Below are 18,670 nucleotides of genomic sequence, written 5' to 3'. Positions count from 1 at the left end.
ATTGCTACTTTTTAAGCCAGTTGTTCACTTGCATCCACGCAAAAAGCGGTTCCATCCAGCCGGGATGCCGAAAAATGAAGCCGTGGTCACCTTTGGGGTACACGTGCATTTCGACGGGCACTTTCTGACGTCGCAGGGTTTCGAAATAAGCAATGCTATTGTCTACATCAACCAGCTTATCGTCGGCGGCGTGGGTCAGGTACGTGGGGGGCGTGTTGGCACGTACCTGAAGTTCGTTGGAGAAAAGCTCAACATCCTGACGTGACGGGTTTTTGCCTAACAGGGCGTCGTGTGAACCGCCGTGCGTCAAGCTGTCGCGCATGCTGATAACGGGATAAACCAGAATTTGAAAATCGGGCCGAAGGCTCGTGTTGCTGGCATTATCGACATACGCTTTCTCGAAATGCGTGGCGGCCGTAGAGGCCAGATGACCGCCCGCTGAAAAGCCCATGATGCCTACTTTACTGGCGTCGATACCCCACTTGGCAGCCCCTTCGCGAACCAGTTTGATGGCTTGCTGGGCATCCTGCAATGGACCGATCTTCCTGTCGGGCATAATGGCGTCGTTGGGCAGGCGGTATTTGAGCACAAACGCCGCGATCCCTTTTTCGGCCAGGGCTTTGGCGGTGCTGATGCCCTCGCCGTTATACACCACTACGCCATAACCACCACCGGGAATGATGATCACGGCGGCCCCGGATGCCTTGTCAGCCGCGGGTTTGAAGTACTCCAGCGTGGGTTTAGTGATACCCCTGATCACGCCTTTGTCTGCCCCCGATTCCTGCACATCCGACGGTTTAGAATTAGGAACCGCCCCTGCATACAACGGAATGATTTCCTGGGCGTTGGCGGTGAAAGCGAATAAACAGCCGGCTAACGCGGTGACGGTTATTGTTATAATTGAACGAAAGGGTTTCATGTGGGTGGGGGTTTGGAATAGGTAGTGTTTTTTCTAAATGGTTGCTTCGCACTGTGAATTGCTTCGCGTTCTAGGCCCTTCGACAGGCTCAGGGTGACAATACTACTCAAGTTGGTCATTCACATTCTTGGGTATCATGTCACCCTGAGCCTGTCGAAGGGCCTAGAACGCGAAGCAATTCACAGAGCCCATATCCCTACTTCGTTGCTATCGGTTTATACCCCAGTAACGACAGCATTTGCGTGGCGTAGCGCTTGCCTAATTCCCGGTAACCGGCGGCATTGAAATGCAGGTCGTCGGCCGAATCGGTGCAACCCGCTGATGAAATTACGTGGGCGTTTTTGATCGTTTGTGGCAGCGTGGCAATAATCTTGTTCATGCTGGCACATTTGCCATTCTGATCCGCGTTGACCGTTTCACCCGCCAGCAGCGGCACCTTTTTAGGTTTCAGATCCAGGTCCTTCATCAGGTTATCATAAACGATCTTCACCTTTTTAGTCCACAATGTATCGCCCGTGTTCGATTCGCCCTGATGCAGCAGAATGCCTTTGATTACGCCGTCTTTCTGCGCCAGTTTCGCCATTTCAACCAGTCGACCGTAGGGATTTCCGTCGTATTCCTTGATCATGTTCTTCATCCAGCCGGGTATGTTGGTGGTGTACGATTGGTACTGATCTTTATCGAATAACTCGATTTTGCAACCGCCCACGGCCACATTGATCACACCCACACGTACCTTCTCAGGTAGATTGGCTACCAGTTCGCGCCCGAAGTAATCTGCGGGGGTAAGGCCTGTCCGGCAGCGGCAAAGAGGTGGTTTGGCCGTGTACCAAGTTCCCTTTGTGCGGTTAATAGCGGGGCAATCCACCGCTTCCATCACCTGAAAACGCGGGTTAACATCGACCGTGTCCTGCGGTTCAATTTTGGCGTTTCCCTCCATGTTCGACTGCCCGAAGCAGAGGTAGATATGGAAGTTCTTGTCCTGGGCAAAAGCGTTACTAGTCAGTAGCAATAGGCCGATCAGCAAGCCGCCAATTCTCTTTTTCATGGGTTTATTCGGTTTAGGAAGTCTTAATTGGTCAGTACCAAGGTCGTTACACTACTTGCCGGAAAGTCGAGGATCACCGCTTTATTCTCAACCCTCAGCGACTTCTTCGCCAGGTTAGCCGTTTCGGTTGTGGTATAGGCCGTGGCCGATGCTGGCGTGAGTCCGTTGAACTGCACATTGCTTACCGCAAACGAGGTCGGGTTAATCACGACTACTACGGTCTGTGCACCATTCTGGTAGGCAGTCATTTTCAGGTAGTAATTTCCGCTTGCCTGCGTATCGATGCGAACGGAACCGGGCCGTACGAATTTCGAGAAATGGGAATACGCGTAGCCTCGCTTGAGCACCTCCCCATTGACTGTACCCTCTTCACCATCGCCGATGAAGGAATAGAAACGCTGCAAATACCACCAGATATAGGCATTCCAGTTATTGCTCATGGCGTCATGAATCGTCCCAAGCATTTTCAGCGTTTCGGTCCATTTGGCGGCTTCCGAATAGGTACTCCACTTGGCGGCTCCTGCGTTACCGGTATCGAGGTTCAGCAGAAACTCGGTCATCCAGATTTCTTTTTTCTGCTGCTCGGCCAACGGAAACTTACCCAGCCCGCCGCCGTAGATATGTCCCGCCACGATGTCGAACTTTTTAACTGCTTCAGCATCCGAGAGCAGGGCGTTGGTCATCTGCTGACTGAAATTCAGTGATTCAGGAGCTGCCAGTTTAGCACCTACGATCTGACCGGGTGCTTTCAGGAAGTTGATCATGTCGGTCGCCGTCCAGTCGCACGACTCGTAGGTGGGCTTCCAGTCGGGTTCGTTCTGAATTGAGACTACATCGATTTTGGCTCCGTTGCTAGCCATGTAGGCGATGTACTCATTGATGTAATCCTTGAACGCTTTGTAGTTTTCGGGCAGTAACCTACCCCGAACGTCGCTCTTGTTATCTTTCAACGCAGGTGGTGGCGACCACGGACTAGCCAAAACTTTCACGTTGCGTTTGTTGGCTTCCTTGACAGCGTCGACGATTATTGGCCATTCGCTTTTATTCGACGATATACGCACCCGAAAAATGCTCAACCCCAATTCATTATCAGCCACACCAAAGGCCTTTTGCGCTTCCGCTGGTTTCAATGATGCGGTGCCCCACATACGGTTAGCGCCCCCAAAGCCGGTTATGGTCTGGAAGGTCGTCTGGGGTAGAATGTCCACCTTGAGCTGGGGTTGCGCTACGGCAGGCTCTTCGGCGGGTTTGCTACAGCCGACTATCACCCCGAGCAAGACGAATATCTTGAGTGCGTTTTTCATGAGGGCGGGTTTAGATGGAATAGCTAGTACTCGATATCAATTCACCAAAAGCGCAGCTCCGTTCGTTGGGATTACCCACTCGACTTCCTGACTTTTTGGTAGCTTTTCAGACGTCACTTTACCTGTTAGTTGCGCATCGTCGCTGTATAATTTATACGTCGACCCGGCGGCAATCATAGGCAATTTCAGTTTCAGCTTTACCGGTTCTTTCTGAGCGTTCACGCCAGCGACATACCAGTTCGATCCATGACGACGCGCCAGCACAATGTACTTGCCCGGATAGCCGTCGATGTAGCGTACTTCATCCCAGGTAGTGGGCACCGTTTTCATGAAGTCCATAGCCCAGGCGGGTGCGTCGGTGAGGTTGTTGGGTGCCAGGGCAAAATGCTGAACGGCACTCTGGAATAAGACTGCCGTGGCCAGGGCGTACACGTCGGACGTAACGCGTTTCGATCCCTTGTTTGGCGTATTATTCCCGTTGTAGAATTTGTTCAACGCGCTTCCGCCAAAATCCATGCTACCCACCGTGTTGCGAATGAATGGGTGCAGCGTGGCATTGAACGCTTCCCGGTCATTACTCCCCTGAGAAAAAGCCAGGTTTTCGCTGGCAAGAACGGCCTCGCTGGCTGCGTAGTTGGGGTACATCTTTTCCCAGCCACGCGGTAATGTCGAACCGTGAAAAATGCAGAGGATTCCGTAGTCGTTGGCGTCGTACAGAATGTCTTCGTACAGCTTCATGGTCTCCTGCTTGTCACCACCAAAAAAGTCGACTTTGATGCCTTTCACGCCGATACTTTTCATCCAGGCCATCTCTTTACGCCGGGCAATGGTGTTGTCCATAATGCCGCGTGGCCCCTGTGGCGCGTCATTCCAGTAGCCGTTGGAGTTGTACCACAAATACAGGCTAACGCCTTTGCTGGCTGCGTATTTGGCCAGTTCGACCATTTTCTCCCGGCCGATCTGCGTGTCCCACAGTGCATCGACCAAAACGGTTTTGTAGCCCATAGCCGCGCTGAAATCGATGTAGCGAACCTGCTCATTGTACACCGTTCGGCCATCCATGCCAATAATCCAGCTCCACGAACCCTTGGTGTATTCGTATTTCTGAGAGGCTTCATAACGCGGTTCCACGACGTCGAAGGGCACGGTCGTTTCCACAATTGGAGCAAGGGTTTCGCCAACTGTAATCGTGCGCCAGGGAGTTTCGCCCGGTAGTGGAATGCCCGGTGCTGAGGTACCAATGCCGTTGTTTTCATCCGGCATTGGGAAGCCAATTGTATACAAACCACCGGCGTTGCCAATCAGGCGGCTACCGCAGAAACGACTATCGACGCCCGTCTCTGAAATCAATACCCAACCGGTATTATTGACTTTGAACAGGCAAGGAAACGTGTAGCCATTACCTCGGCCGTTTTTGCCTAATGAATCGTCGGCCGTATATGGAATTTCGTAGCTGGGCATGGTTCGGGCAAAACCTGTCATAGCCTTGCTTTGCGCCGACAGAAAGGTGGTCGTTCCGGCAGGTAATACAAAGCCGGATTTTTCTTCACTGATCACGCAGGAACGCGACGCTTTTTGTGGGTACACCTTGTACTTGAACGCCACATCGATGTTGCTCACTCTGAACGTGATGTCGATAGCCGAAAGGTTATCTTTTGAATACGAAATGACGCCCTCATTCGCTACATAGTGGACCTTGCTCGTCTTGATGTTCGGCAGCTCGTATGACTTGTCGATTTTGGTAATCGTTGCCGCCTTACTGACGACAAGCCCTTCTGAAAAGTCGCCCACATTAGTTTTCAGGCCCAGCGGTGATTTACTCAGAAATGACTTTCCATTAAGCGAAACGCTGTAGGCCGGTTTGCCACCTTCCAGCGATACCGTTACCACTAATTTTCCATCAGGGCTACTTATGACTGAATTGGCAGTCTGCGCGCCAGCCCAAAATGGAATTAACAGAAAAAGGAGAAATATATAATTCAGTTTGTTTTTCATAAACGAGTGGACCTTAGCGTCCAGAAATTTTTGGCTCAATTCGGAAGTAATCGAAGTCGGCAAAGCCGCCGGTTTGTTTAGTGGCGTAATTGAACAGGCCAAAACGATAGCCCATGAAGTGCGGAATGGTGTACGGCATTTTCAGAGCATCGCCAATGGCAGTCCACGCCTTGCCGTCGAGGCTGTAGAAGAAATGAGCCGTGTCTTTGCGGTCGCGGAAATCGCATTCGGCTTTCAGGTAAACCGTCTTCTGGCTCAACGGAACGCGCTGCACCTCCACCGCTTTCCCCGAACTGGCATTGACCATGACAATCGACTTTGCACCGTTTTCCATTTTCACGCCCACCAGCCCATAATTCTTCTGCAACAAGCTCAGCCCGGCAAAGTCACCGTCTTTCAGGTTCGACGGATCGAGCATTGTGACTCCAGCACTCTCAGGTCCAATGGTACGCTGGGTCAGCGTGTTGCGGGCTATCACGAATGAGGTGTCTGTTCGGCCCGTTTTCAGGCGCAGAAAGCCTTTCCGTTCCGACACTGACCAGAGGCCGTTATCAGGGTTATGGTTCCACTGCCACACAAGTGGCAGAGCGGGGTCGCCTTTTTTACGGGTAAACTCATCGGAGTTCACAATGCCGGGAATCAGACCTTTGCTGGCGGGGAGGTTGAGCGTTTGGGGCACTTTGCCGTTTTCGCCCAGCACCGGCCAACCATCTTTCCATTCAACAGGCACCAGATAAGGAATACGACCTACCCCGCCAAAGTCGCGGAACAGGTACGAAAACCATTTTCCATCGGGTGTATCGATTAACCCGCCCTGCGCCACGCCCATATCCTGCAACGCCACGCGCCCCTCCCACGGCCCGGTGATCTTATCGGCCCGGTGAATGATCACTGTCCGCATACCCCCACGCGGCCACGAGATGTTGAAGAGGTAATACTTGCCGTTCACCTTGAACAGCTGCGACCCTTCGGCGGGTAGCCCACCGCCCGTTCCCGATGGCGTACTAGCGTTTTCAATAATGGTTTGTTCTATCGTGCCTGGTTTCACGCCTGATGCATCGGCCATGAGTTCAACTAGCCGGAGTTTGCCCGCGCCGTAGATCAGGTACGTTCGGCCGTCATCATCGAAAAACAGGCTGTGGTCGTGGTAAGAGGGTTTAAACGATACCTCTTTCCAGGGGCCTTTTTCGATGTTTTTCGTGGTGTAAACGTGCGTTCTGCCACTGGTCTGAGCGAAGGTCGTTGCGTAGAACAGGCCGTTGTGGTAGCGGAGACTGCTGGCCCACGAACCGCGCCCGTAGGTGCTTTTGCCATTGTTCAGGCTCATAGCGTCAACGCTCGTCAACGTGTCGTACGCGTAGCCAACCAGTTGCCAGTTGACCAGGTCGTTCGACTTCATGATGGGCAGTCCCGGACTCATGTGCATGGTGGTGCTGCTCATGTAATACGTGCTGCCGACCCGAATCATGGCCAGGTCAGGTACATCGGCATGTATGACCGGGTTTTGCGCCGTTTGCGCCACGGCGATACGCCCGCCAAAGCGGGGCAGGCTCCCCATGAACAAGAGCAGGCTGGTGACTAGAAGGAGACGGGAGTTTATATGTTTCATCTATTCTAAAAAGCGAAAGAGATAGAGAGTAAGGTATGGATGAGTTTGCCTCTAAGTGATTGGTAGATAGCGGCTTTTTGCTCTATGCCCTGAGCCTGTCGGGGACCGCACCGGCGGACCGGCCTAGTCGAAGGGCACGACTCGCGAAGCCATCCATGAGGTACGTTAACGATCAGTTAGCTTTCGTGCCTACTGCAACGGGCCAATCAATTCAATGAACGTACCGTCGGGGTCCTGCACAAACAGAAAGTGCGCTTTGGCGTTCAGGGGTGTAGGTGTGCTGCCCAAAAATTTCACCTTCATCTGTGTCAGCCGGTCGATGATGGGCTGTAGCGCTTTCACCTGAATGGTAATATACTGCATGCCCGTATCGTCCTGAATGTAGGTCGACTTAGGTTTCGATGCTTTTTTGCCGAAACTCATCAGTTTCCAGTCGGTGGCTTCGGGGCTGTTTTCGAGCTTCAGCATGGTCACGTTCGTGGCAACGCCATTGGTCAGGCCACCCCGTTTGCCAAAATCTTCGTTGATGGTGAAGCTGCCGGTTTTGATCATGCCGATGCCATTCACATAAAAATCAAGCGAGCGTTCAATGTCGGCGACAACGACACCAACACCGATTGTTTTGCTGCTAAAATTGGATTGCGCATACGTGCTTAACACGCACCCAAACACCAATAGTGTTATTTTGACACATTTATACACAAACTTTATCATGTTGCTCTTTTGAAAACCAATCAGTTATTACTTAGAAACAAGTCTTATTTGATGAAAACGAGGGGTGCCCACACCATTCCGAGCCGTCATTGTCAATGTAATCAACTCATTATCATCGACTTTCAAGCGAATCGTTTTCCCCTCGGCAGAAATAACCTCGGCCGGTTTACCGTTAATCTGCCAGCTAACGGCATCAGGTTTTATGGTATCTAAAGCCTGAATATCAATATAATTACCCGCCTTATTTCTATTCTGTAGCTGGTAGGTAATGAACGATCGGGTACGTCGCCAGAATTGCTCATCATCGTAGCCTGAATCACTCTTTTCACCTTTGTAGTTGTGGTCTACTTCGGGTTGCTGCTCGCCACAATTCACCTTATCAACCGTATTGGCTTCCAGAGCCAGAGCCTCAGCTTCCAGTTGTTTCAACCGGGCTTTCTGGTCGTCAAAGGCTGCCTGAGAGAAGGTCTGGAAGTACATTTGGTACCGAGCATCGTGCACTTCGTAGAACGGTTGCAGTATCAGCGAATCCAGGCCGAAATGCAGGTTACTGCCTGGTTTCAGGCGCTTCAGGTACGTGGTTGGCTCGCCTACCAGCGCATAGGCATTGGTGATCGGATATAGCTTACCTCTTGTTTCGTGCCCCATCCGGCTGTCGTCGGCGAAAAGTCCTTTCAGATCATTCGTCGATGTTTTGGCCGCCAGTACAATCGGGCCGTTCACGAAGGCCGACCAGTTTGAGCCGTCGGGCAAGGGTTCCAGCCGGGTTGAGGTGGTAAAGCGAACGGTCACTTTATCGCCTGATTTCCATTTCCGGTTAACCGCTACATAACTGGCTGGTTTTCCTGTTACGGCCTGCACCTTGCCATTTACCAGAACCTGGAAGTTTTCAGCCCATTTCGGGTAGCGGATCTGTAAAGAAAACTCCTGTGGTTTTGTTGTTTCGATGATTAACTCAGACTGATTTTGGTAAGGGAATTCGGTACGCTGAGTCAGCTTCACTTTTTTGTCTGTCCAGTTTACGGTTGACGGAATGAACAGGTTGATGAACAGGTCACTGCTCGAGTGGCTGTAGATCAGTTCACCGTATTTGGTGTGGTTCTCAATGCCTGATCCCACGCAGCACCACATGCTGGTTTCGGGCTGCGAATACACCCGGTAATGGTTGGGCCGAATGGGCGTAAAGTACACGAATCCACCTTTTTCAGGATGCTGACTCGACAGGATGTGGTTGTACATCGTCCGCTCGTAGAAATCCACGTAGCTTACATCGTTCTTATCCAGAAACAGGGCTTTGCTCAGCCGGAGCATGTTGAACGAGTTACACGTTTCCGGCCCCTGATTCGACTTCAGCACCTGACTAAAATCGGTTGTCGGGTTAAAGTGCTCCCGAACGCTGTTGCCGCCAAAGGCTACACTCCGCGTTTGCGACACATTTTGCCAGAAATACGTGGCCGCATCCGACCACTCGGACTTACCGGTCAGCGTAGCAATTTTCTCGAAGCCAATCACCTTCGGAATCTGCGTGTTGGCGTGCAATCCCGTCAGTTTATCCTGTTTCGCCAGCAGCGGTTCCAGAATAGCCCGGTGCGAAATCCGCTGCGCCGTTTCGAGGTATTTCTTGTCTTTCGTCAGGATGTACAGATCGGCGAAGGTTTCGTTGATTCCGCCGTGTTCGGTGCGCAACACCTGCTGAATCTGCTCGTCGGATAGAGGTTTGATCAGGTCAACAAACCAGTCGCCCAAGCCAATCAACACCTGTTTGGCTTGCTTGTTTCCGGTGTACTCGTAGGCATCGCGCAGGCCCGCAAACAGCTTATGAATGTTGTATAACGGCACCCAGGTGTTGTTCAGGCCGAAGCTGCTGCCATCAATGTCGCCTTTGTGAATGCGGTCCCAGAACAGTTTGCCCTGCGGAATGCCCCCAACGTACCCATTGCCGTTTTTCGATTGGCATTGGGCTAATTGATCGATCATGTAATCGAGCCGTTTTTTCATCTCCGCATTGCCGGTCGAGGCATACATCATCGCCAGCGCCGACAAGTAATGCCCTCCGATATGCCCGTCCAGACCTGAGCTTTCCCAGTTACCGTAGCGTTGGGCTTTCAGCGGTAATCCAGCGTCGATCAGGTACGGAGCCAGCAGTTTATCTGGGTCGAGGGCCAGGATATACTTCAGGTCAATGTCCTGCGCATTTTTGAATGGCCCGCCGGTCAACTTAACGTCCTGCAAAGCAAACGGCTGCATCTGCGCCTGTGACGAAAGGCTGAGCAGGCAGGCACAAGCGATATGTACTAAGGTCTTTTTCAATGGTAACGTTGTTGTTTTGGAGACATGGTGGCGTCAAATGGAATTGTGGCGTTCCTTTCCGATAGATAACGTGTTGCTGTCGCGTGGCCCTTCGACAGGCTCAGGGTGACAATCCCATTCAATCAGATAAATGACCAACTTGAATGGGATTGTCACCCTGAGCTTGTCGAAGGGCCACGCGACAGCAACTTACTAGCCTTACTTCTTATACATCGGGTCGTCGCCTTTGTATTTCAGGTGCTTAAACGAAGCAGAATTCTCGGATTTTTCGCCTGATGACGTTGCATAGAGGCCATACACGCAACCAATGAAGCTGTTGGCGGCTTTGGTGCTCAAAAACTTGCCGTCGACCTGGTCTTTCAACAAGTTCCAGTTCTTGCCATCAGTCGAGTAGTAGAAGCTGTACAAGGCACCTTCCGACTGTATCTTGAAATTTACCTTCGCAGCGGGTGACGTTAACGGCACTTCAGTCACCAGTTCCAGGGTTTTGTCTTTGCTCTTGAACAACTGAATCACGTCTTTACCTTCTTTTTTTGATTTGGCCGCGAAGTAAAAATGGCGTTCGTCCTGGAAAATCACCAACCCTGCTTTTTCATTATCCGTCTTTGGTGAAAAGCTCACTTCGGTTTCGGCGGTGCTCGTTAGATGTTGCTGACGCTTACCTACAAACGAAGGGTTTCCGGCTTCTGAAATTGTTTCCGGTTTGAGGGTAAGCGTCAATCCATTGGCCTTCGATGTTTTAAACGAACTGCTATCCACCGTTCTCAAAAAAAGCATCGATAGGTCAAGGCCTTTATCGAACGTCATCGTATACGCGAAGTTGCCATTTTGTGGTAAAGCACCCTTCTGCTTTACTTCTTTGATGTTGGTTTTGTATTCATATTGAATAGCTTTTTCACCGTGTTCGATCATCGGCCAATCGTTTACCCACGTCAGCGGAGCGATGAACATTTCGCGGCCTGTGTTATAGTAATCACCTTCGTAGGGACGCACCGCCAGGAAAATTGAATACCAATTACCATCAGGACCCTCGATAAATTGAGCGTGTCCGGCCGACGTGATCGGGTTGGGCCGGTCAGCTGGTAAGCCTCGCTGCGTCAGTACCGGATTGCCTTCAAACGGGACATAAGGCCCCCAAACATCCCGGCTGCGCAGGGCTACCTGCGAGTGATTGACAGAAGTTCCGCCTTCGGCTGCGTAGAGAATGTACCAACCGTTATGCTTTAAGATATGGGGCCCTTCAATCCAGACGGGCTTTTTCGAGAGGTCTACACCACCATTCACCAGTTGCTTTTCTTCGCCCAACACCTTCAGGTTCTTATAATCGAACTCGTACATCCGGATGGTACGGTGACCCGAATACAGCGGTTTGCGGTCGGGCGCATCGCTGTTGTAGATGATGTAGGCTTTGTCGGTTTCTTCATCGAAATAAATGGAGGGGTCAATCCCACGTACCTGCGGAATTTTTACCGGATTGCTGTAAGGGCCTCCCGGATTTTTTGACGTTACAACAAAGTTGCCATCATGGTCAATATCCGTGCAGGTAACGTAGTATGTGCCTTTGTAATGCGTGATGGCCGGGGCAAACAGCCCGCGCGTCATCCGCTCGCCCATGAATTCCATTTGCGAAGGGCGGTTGATCACATTGCCGATTTGCTTCCAGTTTTTCAGGTCGCGGCTGTGCATGATCGGCAAACCGGGGAAATAGGAAAACGTAGAATGCACCGAATAATAATCAGGCCCCACTTTAACAATGCTCGGGTCGGGGTAAAAACCGGTCAGGATGGGGTTAGTCAGGGTTGTCTGGGCTGATAGCGAATGGCTCAGGACAAAGCAGAAGGCCGTGCATAGGGCCAAGATCAAGTGTTTACGCATAAGAATTTGTAGTAAGGACTTTAATTGATTCAAAAAAACTACTGCGCTACCAGCGAGTAAACCTTACCCGGCTGAGTGGCAATATCATACAGCACGGTTTCCTTAAGACTCGCTGGCGTTAGGTTCGCGTTGGCGGCGATGATTGGTGTGGGCGTGTTCTCAACGAGGTAAAACGGGTTGGTATTCTGTCCGGAAGCTAGCTTCATCGTTACTCCTTTACCTGCTTTCAGGGCATTGGGCGTGCGGACCCGCAGGTTGCCGCCTAGGTTCGATTTAATGTCGATTTTGGTCAGTTTACCGTCTTTCCACTCCATGTTCACGACCTCGAACCCACCAATGGCCCGGATGCCTTTAATATTACCGGTTGGCCATACGTCTGGTAAGGCGGGAAGGAGGTGAACGGCTCCGTCGGCGCTCTGTACCAGCATCTCCGTAATGCCGGACGTACAGCCGAAGTTACCGTCGATCTGAAACGGCGGATGCGCATCGAACAGGTTGTTGTACGTACCCCCACCACCCGCTTCCCGGTTGGCACCCAGTGGGGTAAGTTGGTTCTGGATCAGCGTATAAGCGTGGTTGCCGTCTTGCAAACGCGCCCACCAGTTCACTTTCCAGCCCATGCTCCAGCCAGTCGACACGTCGCCCCGGTGAATGAGTGATGTCTTGGCCGCGTTGTACAGTTCAGGCGTACGGTAGGCCGATAGCTGGTTCGATGGAAATAGGCCGTACAGGTGCGAAATGTGCCGGTGTTTGTCGTTCGGGTCGTCGATGTCTTCCAGCCATTCCTGCAACTGACCGTGCTTACCGATGTGCATTGGCGGCAGTTTACTGCGCATCTGTTTCAGCGTATCCACAAAAGCGGCATCCTGTTTCAGCAACTCAGCCGCCCTAATCGTAGTTGTGAATACATCGAACGCAATCTGGTTATCCATGGTCGTCCCTGCATCTAGTGATGAACCACCATGGGCCGCCGGCGCATTTTCGGGCGACGTACCTGGACTCATCACCAGCCAGTGGTATTTGGGGTGTTCGATCAGGTAATCGGCGTAGAACTGGGCGGACCCTTTTAAAATGGGATATATAGAGGCCAGAAATTTCTTGTCGCCACTATACTGGTAATGCTCCCAAAGATGCTGACTAGTCCAGCCACCACCAGCTACCCACATACCCCACAAGGCTCCGTCGATAGCACCGGTTGCCCGCCAGATGTCGGTGTTATGGTGGGCCATCCAGCCACGGGCGCCGTACATAACCCGCGCCGTTTCCTGCCCGGTTTCCGACATATCCTTCACCATCCGCAAAAACGGCTCGTGCAACTCGGCCAGATTCGCTTTTTCGGCAGGCCAATAGTTCATCTGGGCGTTGATGTTGATCGTGTACTTACTGTCCCAGGGTGGCCGCATCTTGTTGTTCCATATGCCCTGCAGGTTGGCAGGTTGACCACCTGGCTGGGATGATGAGATCAATAAATAGCGGCCGTATTGGTAATACAGCGTGACCAGTTGCGGGTCGTTGGCCGTGCGGAAGTTTTTCAGCCGTTCATCGGTTGGGAGATTGGCCGCGGTTGTTGTACCCAGATCAAATTTAACCCGGTTGAAAAAAGACTGGTGAGCGGCTGTGTGCGCCTGTAGAAGGCTGGCATACGATTTAGGATAAGCCTTGTTCAGGTACGTTGCTGCCCGCGCATTCTCATCGCCGCTGACGTCTTTGTAGTTAACGAAGTTAGTCGCCATCGAGACATAGATCGTGGCGGCATTGGCTCCGCGTACCGTCAGTGCCGTGTCGCTGGCAGATATGTTACCGCCCTCGGTTTTTATGCGGGCAATGCCTTTGTACCGTACCTGACTTTTTACGCCTTCATGATCAGATGTACTACCCGAAATCGTGAGTTCGTTGGTGGAGGTGGCCTTTATAGTCGCCTTGGCTTGTGGCGTAGAATACGAAGCAGAAAATGCCAGACTGCCCGGCTTGCTGGCTGTGAGCCGTACAACCAGCACCTGATCGGGAATAGAAGCCAATACCTCGCGGGTGTAGGTGACGCCATCGACGCTATAGCTCGTTTGGGCAACGGCCCGCTCAATGTCCAGGTCACGGTAGTAGTTGGTGTAAGTATTGTGGCCGTCGAAGGTCAGGTGCAGGCTGCCCACCGGCTGAAACATCTGGCCGTGCGACTTTTTGGTAATCATCGCCTTATTGGTCAGTTGCTCTGCTTCCTTTTGTTTGCCTTCGAAAATCAGGCGACGTACCTCCGGCAAAGCGGCCAATGCATCGGGGTTATCGTTGCGGTTGGGGCCACCACTCCAGACCGTGTGTTCGTTGAGCTGAATCGTTTCTCTGGGTACGTTGCCATACACCATAGCGCCCAGTCGTCCATTACCAACAGGTAGCGCATTTTCCCAGGTCTGCCCCGACGGTTTACTATACCAAAGCCTCAACGGCGACTTTGATTGCGAGAAGGCCGCTGTATTTAACGCCAGCAAGGCAAAAATGAGCAGATGCTTTGTTGACAGTGCCTTGCTGATAGGAATAAAAAAAGTCATTTCCGTGTATAGAATGGTATCGTTTGTAGATAAATAAAAGACGAAGCTTATTTCCTCTTTGTGTCGAGAGGTTTTTTAACGACTCTATCATGTAGATAAGCCATTTACTTGTCATTTATAACCTATCGATCCTTATTTTTTCAGTAGAAACGCTACTGTTTCAATAGATGTTGTTCCGCGTAGTTGACCGGCGACACGCCATACAACTCTTTAAAAGAGACGGAAAAATTATTGACATTGGCGAATCCGGTCGCAAAAGCCACTTCCGATACCGTCAGGCCTTTCGTTGCCAGTAATTCAGCCGCCTGTTTCAATCGAATGGTCCGAATTAAATCCCGTGTGGTTGAGTTGGTTAATTCTTTTAATTTTCGATGAAGATGTACCCGGCTAATTCCAATTTCATTAGCAATCATTTCAACACTTAATTCTGGATTAGCTATATTTTTATTAATCAGTAAATGGACTTTTTCCAGTAGTTTAGTATCGGCTGATTTGATCGTTATTTTTGAAATAAACTCCTCCTGATACTGTTGCTCATTTTCATTATTTCGGATAATTTGCCGATTCCTGATCAGGCTCTTGATCGTCTTCGACAGTATGTCAATATTGAACGGTTTTGTGATATACGCGTCGGCACCCAATTCGAGGCCAAGTGCGTTGCTCGATTCTTCAGTTTTGGCCGTTAACAAAATGATCGGAATATGATTGATCAGGGGATTAGCCCGTAATTTTCGGCACAGGGTCATGCCGTCCATCACCGGCATCATCACGTCACTCACGACTAAATCGGGTTTTTCCTTCAAAATTCCTTTGTAGGCTTCTTCTCCGTTAGCATAGGCAAAGACGGTGTATTCACTCGCTAATTCTTCGCTAAGGTAGTTGCAGATTTCGCTGTCATCATCAGCGATTATGATACGCCGGGCTTTCTTTCTGGGGCTTATCGAAGCCCCGTCATGTTCCGCTGATTCGAATAAGACAGACTGATTGTCGGGTAGTTCTACAACCGGTGTAACTGCTTCTTCAACAACCAATTCAAGCGGTATGCTGATCAGAAAACGGCAGCCGATCGGGTCCCGGTTCTCTGCTTTAATAGTGCCGCCATGTAGTTCAACGAGTTGCTTTACCAGGTGAAGCCCAATGCCTGTACCCTGCTGATTATAGCCCCGGTGATCTTCTGATTGATAAAAGCACTCGAAAATCCGCTCTGTTTCCGTTTCACTGATGCAATGTCCCGAGTCTTCGATACAGATAGCCAATCTCGGCTGACTATCGGCTCCTTCATCTTTTATGATCGTCAATGCCACCCGAATCATCCCACCGGCCGGGGTGAATTTGAAGGCATTAGACAAGACGTTGATGAGTACCTTATCGAAGTTATGCGGGTCGATGCGGGCGAAAACTTGCTCTGCAGGAAAATCCATCACAAATTGAATGGACCGGGTATGAATTTGTTCCTCGAAAAGCTGACAGATCTCGCGCGTGAATTGAGTAAGTTCGACCGTAGCGAGTTGCAGCGTCATTTGTCCTTTCTCAATTTTACGAATATCCATGAGTTGATTGACCAAATCGAGAATTCGTTTGGTATTGCGTCCCATAATGGAATACAAATGACTGCGTTCCTCGTTTTGATCATTATTGATCAATTTTTGCAAGGGACTTACCACGAGTGTTAATGGCGTGCGTATTTCGTGGGCGATGTTGATAAAAAATTGAAGCTTTGCTTCATTAATTTCTTCCTGTCGTTGATGCGCCAAGAATGCTGCTTTAGCCCGCCTCCTGTTTCTTACTGTCCGGGCAATAAATACGCCTGTCAGCATGGCCAGCATTACGTAAATTAATTTAGCCCAAGCCGATAGATACCATACGGGGTGAATGATAACAGTCACCTGTTGGCTCTCGGAAACAGCCTCGTTGAAGGTTGCCCGCAACCGGAATTTGTAGCTGCCCGGCGATAGATTGTCGAACGTGAGTCGGTTTGCGCCGGGCCTTAATTCTTCCCAATCATTTTTATTGATAGAATATTGATAAGAAACCCGTTCGGCGTCGACAAAATCCATCGTCGAAAATTCCAGGGTAAACGAATTGTCGTGATGAGCCAGATTAAACTCGCGGGCATTGGTAACGGTGGTATCAACCACCTGAAAACCGCCCGATAGGGTGCCTTTCTTCACGGGTTTGTCGCGGATGTACAGATCAACGATCTGCACCGTGAGGCGTTTGTTAGCCACCCGGATCTCGTCGGGTTTAAAATAGGTAACTCCGTTGACGCCGCCGAAGTACAGCTCGCCCTGGCTACTAATCAGTGAGGCACTGCGGCTGAATTCATTTCCCTGAAGGCCATCTGCTGCGTAGAAATTAGTGAATGTGTTTGTTTCTACATCCATTCTGGATAAGCCCCGGTTGGTGCTCAGCCAGATATCACCCATCTTATCGCTCCGTATGGCCCAAATCAGGTTGCTGGGTAATCCGTTGTCTACATCGAATGAGGTGATCTTTTTGGTGGACCGGTTCATTTTCTTCAACCCCTGCGACGTACCTAGCCACAAATTGCCTTTGTTGTCTTCAAACAGTGAATACACCACCGTACCGGCCAGCAGGCGGTTTGTACCCAGCGTGGAGACGAAGTTTTCGGTGTCGAGGTCCAGGCAGCCGAGTCCGTCGAAAGTGCCGATGAACAGTTTGTGATCGTTGGTAACGAGCAGGCAGTTGGTCCAGCTATTGGGCAGGTTGTTGTTTTCGGGCCGGTACAGGTGCCCCGGCAAGGCATCGAAGTTTTTGACCGCCCCTGATTGGAGATCGAGCCTGAAAATACCGGAGCCCATCGTGCCTATCCAGAGCCGTTGCCGGGCGTCTTCCTGAATGCTGAATACCCGTTGCACATTGTCACCCCGCTTGTCGACCAGTTTGGTGATGTAGGTGCTTTTTCCCGTGCGTTGGTCGAACCGGGACAGTCCGTTCAGGTACGAGCCAAGCCAAAGGTTCTTTTGCGAATCTTCGTGAATCGCCAGAATGTTCGACGGTGCCGTACCGCCTTCTTTATCGGTCAGGTAATGAATACTGGCGTTGCCCTTTGGCGGTAATGCGTACAGGCCGTCGCTGTCGGTTCCTACCCACACAGTTCCCCGGCTATCCTGCGCTAGTGCCATAACCGCACTCGACCCGATGGATCGGCGGCTGACTGATTTGTAGCCGATATAGCCAAACCGGTTGGTGTTACCGGCCAGCAGGAGCAGCCCCTTTTGGTAAATGCCGATCCAGATATTGCCAGCCTTATCTTCCAGCATGGTCGTTACTTTCGACCGGGAGAAATCAAAACTGGTCACGCTAGGTTCCAGATCGAGAATTTTATCAGAAACCGGATCAAAATACTTGACCCCTTTGCCACTGGTAGCCACTACGATCTGGTTGTTCTGATTAACCAGCAAGTCGATAACCGGCAGGTTGGTTTGCCCGTTGTAGGGAATCGATACAAAGGTTTGGGCCGCAGGGTCGTAGCGGTATAATCCACTGCTAATGTTACCCACGAATAGCCGTCCGTAGCTGTCCTGACAAATGCTGCCGATGATGTTGTTTTGCGACTTCTTAGAAACGAAATACGCGTTGACCGATCGCCCACTGAACCGATAGAGCCCTTTGTCTTCGGTAGATACCCACAGGTTTTGCTGATTGTCTTCCAGGATTTTGAGAATCAGTTCGCTAGCCGCATTTTTTACCTGTTTTCTGCCGATCAGGCGACCCTTCTCCTGCATTATTTTAAACGTTCCATGACCAGACGTACCTACCAGCAGATCGCCGTTTTTTCGCTGGCAAATCGTGGTTACGTTCGCGCTGATCGATTGACCATTAGGCAGTATAAGTGGAATGATGTGGAAAGAGTCGGTGGCGGGGTCGTAATATTGAAGCCCTTCGATGGAGCCAACGTACATGCGGGCATTTTTGTCGGCATAGAGTACATGAACCTGGTTGTTGAGCAGGCTGGTCGAATCCTTTTTATCGTGCCGGTATACCGTAAACTTTATGCCGTCGAACCGGTTGAGGCCATCTTCGGTGGCAATCCAGATAAAGCCGCTCTGATCCTGCCACAGGTCAGTCACCAAACTCCCCGATAATCCGGTTTCAACGGAGAATAGCTTGCCTGTCTGACCCATACTATTAATGGGCCACCATAAGCAGAGGATGAAAAGCAACCGTTTGGGGGTCATGGATTGTACGTTGAGTTTTTGGGCAAGCTTATAGAGATAGTATGCTAATAAGCCAGCTTTATACCTTTTAGCTGACGGGAATTGCTAGTTTGTGATTGGTTGAAAACACGAATTTTCGCCACCCCACCGAAAGGGCGGAATGACGAAAAACCGA

General features: G+C 50.9%; 10 protein-coding genes. All 10 read right to left on the bottom strand.

Annotated features, from left to right (window positions below):
• Window positions 1–4 precede the first annotated feature (4 nt).
• The 10 genes from ACAW87_RS13145 to ACAW87_RS13100 all read right to left on the bottom strand — a co-directional run bounded on the left by ACAW87_RS13145 (window position 5) and on the right by ACAW87_RS13100 (window position 18,516).
• Window positions 5–919 (bottom strand): alpha/beta hydrolase, encoded by a 915-nt coding sequence (locus ACAW87_RS13145; protein ID WP_370723854.1) that lies wholly within the window; start codon window positions 917–919, stop codon window positions 5–7.
• Between the two features lie 196 nt (window positions 920–1,115).
• Window positions 1,116–1,967 (bottom strand): sialate O-acetylesterase, encoded by an 852-nt coding sequence (locus ACAW87_RS13140; RefSeq protein ID WP_370723853.1) that lies wholly within the window; start codon window positions 1,965–1,967, stop codon window positions 1,116–1,118.
• 23 nt (window positions 1,968–1,990) lie between these two features.
• Window positions 1,991–3,271, bottom strand: a complete 1,281-nt coding sequence (locus ACAW87_RS13135; RefSeq protein WP_370723852.1) for a glycoside hydrolase — start codon at window positions 3,269–3,271, stop codon at window positions 1,991–1,993.
• 36 nt (window positions 3,272–3,307) lie between these two features.
• Window positions 3,308–5,266 (bottom strand): glycoside hydrolase family 97 protein, encoded by a 1,959-nt coding sequence (locus ACAW87_RS13130; protein ID WP_370723851.1) that lies wholly within the window; start codon window positions 5,264–5,266, stop codon window positions 3,308–3,310.
• 13 nt (window positions 5,267–5,279) lie between these two features.
• Complete coding sequence (locus ACAW87_RS13125; protein ID WP_370723918.1) at window positions 5,280–6,824, bottom strand: glycoside hydrolase family 43 protein; 1,545 nt, start codon at window positions 6,822–6,824, stop codon at window positions 5,280–5,282.
• Between the two features lie 240 nt (window positions 6,825–7,064).
• Window positions 7,065–7,589, bottom strand: a complete 525-nt coding sequence (locus ACAW87_RS13120) for a VOC family protein (RefSeq protein ID WP_370723850.1) — start codon at window positions 7,587–7,589, stop codon at window positions 7,065–7,067.
• 27 nt (window positions 7,590–7,616) lie between these two features.
• Complete coding sequence (locus tag ACAW87_RS13115; RefSeq protein ID WP_370723849.1) at window positions 7,617–9,899, bottom strand: glycoside hydrolase family 127 protein; 2,283 nt, start codon at window positions 9,897–9,899, stop codon at window positions 7,617–7,619.
• Window positions 9,900–10,097: 198 nt separating this feature from the next.
• On the bottom strand, window positions 10,098–11,774 hold the full coding sequence (locus ACAW87_RS13110; protein ID WP_370723848.1) for a glycoside hydrolase family 43 protein: 1,677 nt from the start codon (window positions 11,772–11,774) through the stop codon (window positions 10,098–10,100).
• Between the two features lie 38 nt (window positions 11,775–11,812).
• Complete coding sequence (locus ACAW87_RS13105; RefSeq protein WP_370723847.1) at window positions 11,813–14,314, bottom strand: glycoside hydrolase family 95 protein; 2,502 nt, start codon at window positions 14,312–14,314, stop codon at window positions 11,813–11,815.
• A 152-nt stretch (window positions 14,315–14,466) separates the two neighbouring features.
• Window positions 14,467–18,516: a two-component regulator propeller domain-containing protein gene (locus ACAW87_RS13100; protein WP_370723846.1), complete on the bottom strand. Its 4,050-nt coding sequence runs from the start codon at window positions 18,514–18,516 to the stop codon at window positions 14,467–14,469.
• Window positions 18,517–18,670 lie beyond the last annotated feature (154 nt).

This window comes from Fibrella aquatica (assembly GCF_041321135.1).
In the GTDB taxonomy this organism is placed as follows: domain Bacteria; phylum Bacteroidota; class Bacteroidia; order Cytophagales; family Spirosomataceae; genus Fibrella; species Fibrella aquatica.
Note: the sequence above shows the minus strand (reverse complement) of the source record. Positions and strands in the feature narration are given on the sequence as shown.

What these genes read in the sequence shown, in the direction of transcription:
- ACAW87_RS13145 (WP_370723854.1), bottom strand. Translation starts at nt 919, where the DNA reads ATGAAACCCTTTCGTTCAATTATAACAATAACCGTCACCGCGTTAGCC.
- ACAW87_RS13140 (WP_370723853.1), bottom strand. Translation starts at nt 1,967, where the DNA reads ATGAAAAAGAGAATTGGCGGCTTGCTGATCGGCCTATTGCTACTGACT.
- ACAW87_RS13135 (WP_370723852.1), bottom strand. Translation starts at nt 3,271, where the DNA reads ATGAAAAACGCACTCAAGATATTCGTCTTGCTCGGGGTGATAGTCGGC.
- ACAW87_RS13130 (WP_370723851.1), bottom strand. Translation starts at nt 5,266, where the DNA reads ATGAAAAACAAACTGAATTATATATTTCTCCTTTTTCTGTTAATTCCA.
- ACAW87_RS13125 (WP_370723918.1), bottom strand. Translation starts at nt 6,824, where the DNA reads ATGGGGAGCCTGCCCCGCTTTGGCGGGCGTATCGCCGTGGCGCAAACG.
- ACAW87_RS13120 (WP_370723850.1), bottom strand. Translation starts at nt 7,589, where the DNA reads ATGATAAAGTTTGTGTATAAATGTGTCAAAATAACACTATTGGTGTTT.
- ACAW87_RS13110 (WP_370723848.1), bottom strand. Translation starts at nt 11,774, where the DNA reads ATGCGTAAACACTTGATCTTGGCCCTATGCACGGCCTTCTGCTTTGTC.
- ACAW87_RS13105 (WP_370723847.1), bottom strand. Translation starts at nt 14,314, where the DNA reads ATGACTTTTTTTATTCCTATCAGCAAGGCACTGTCAACAAAGCATCTG.
- ACAW87_RS13100 (WP_370723846.1), bottom strand. Translation starts at nt 18,516, where the DNA reads ATGACCCCCAAACGGTTGCTTTTCATCCTCTGCTTATGGTGGCCCATT.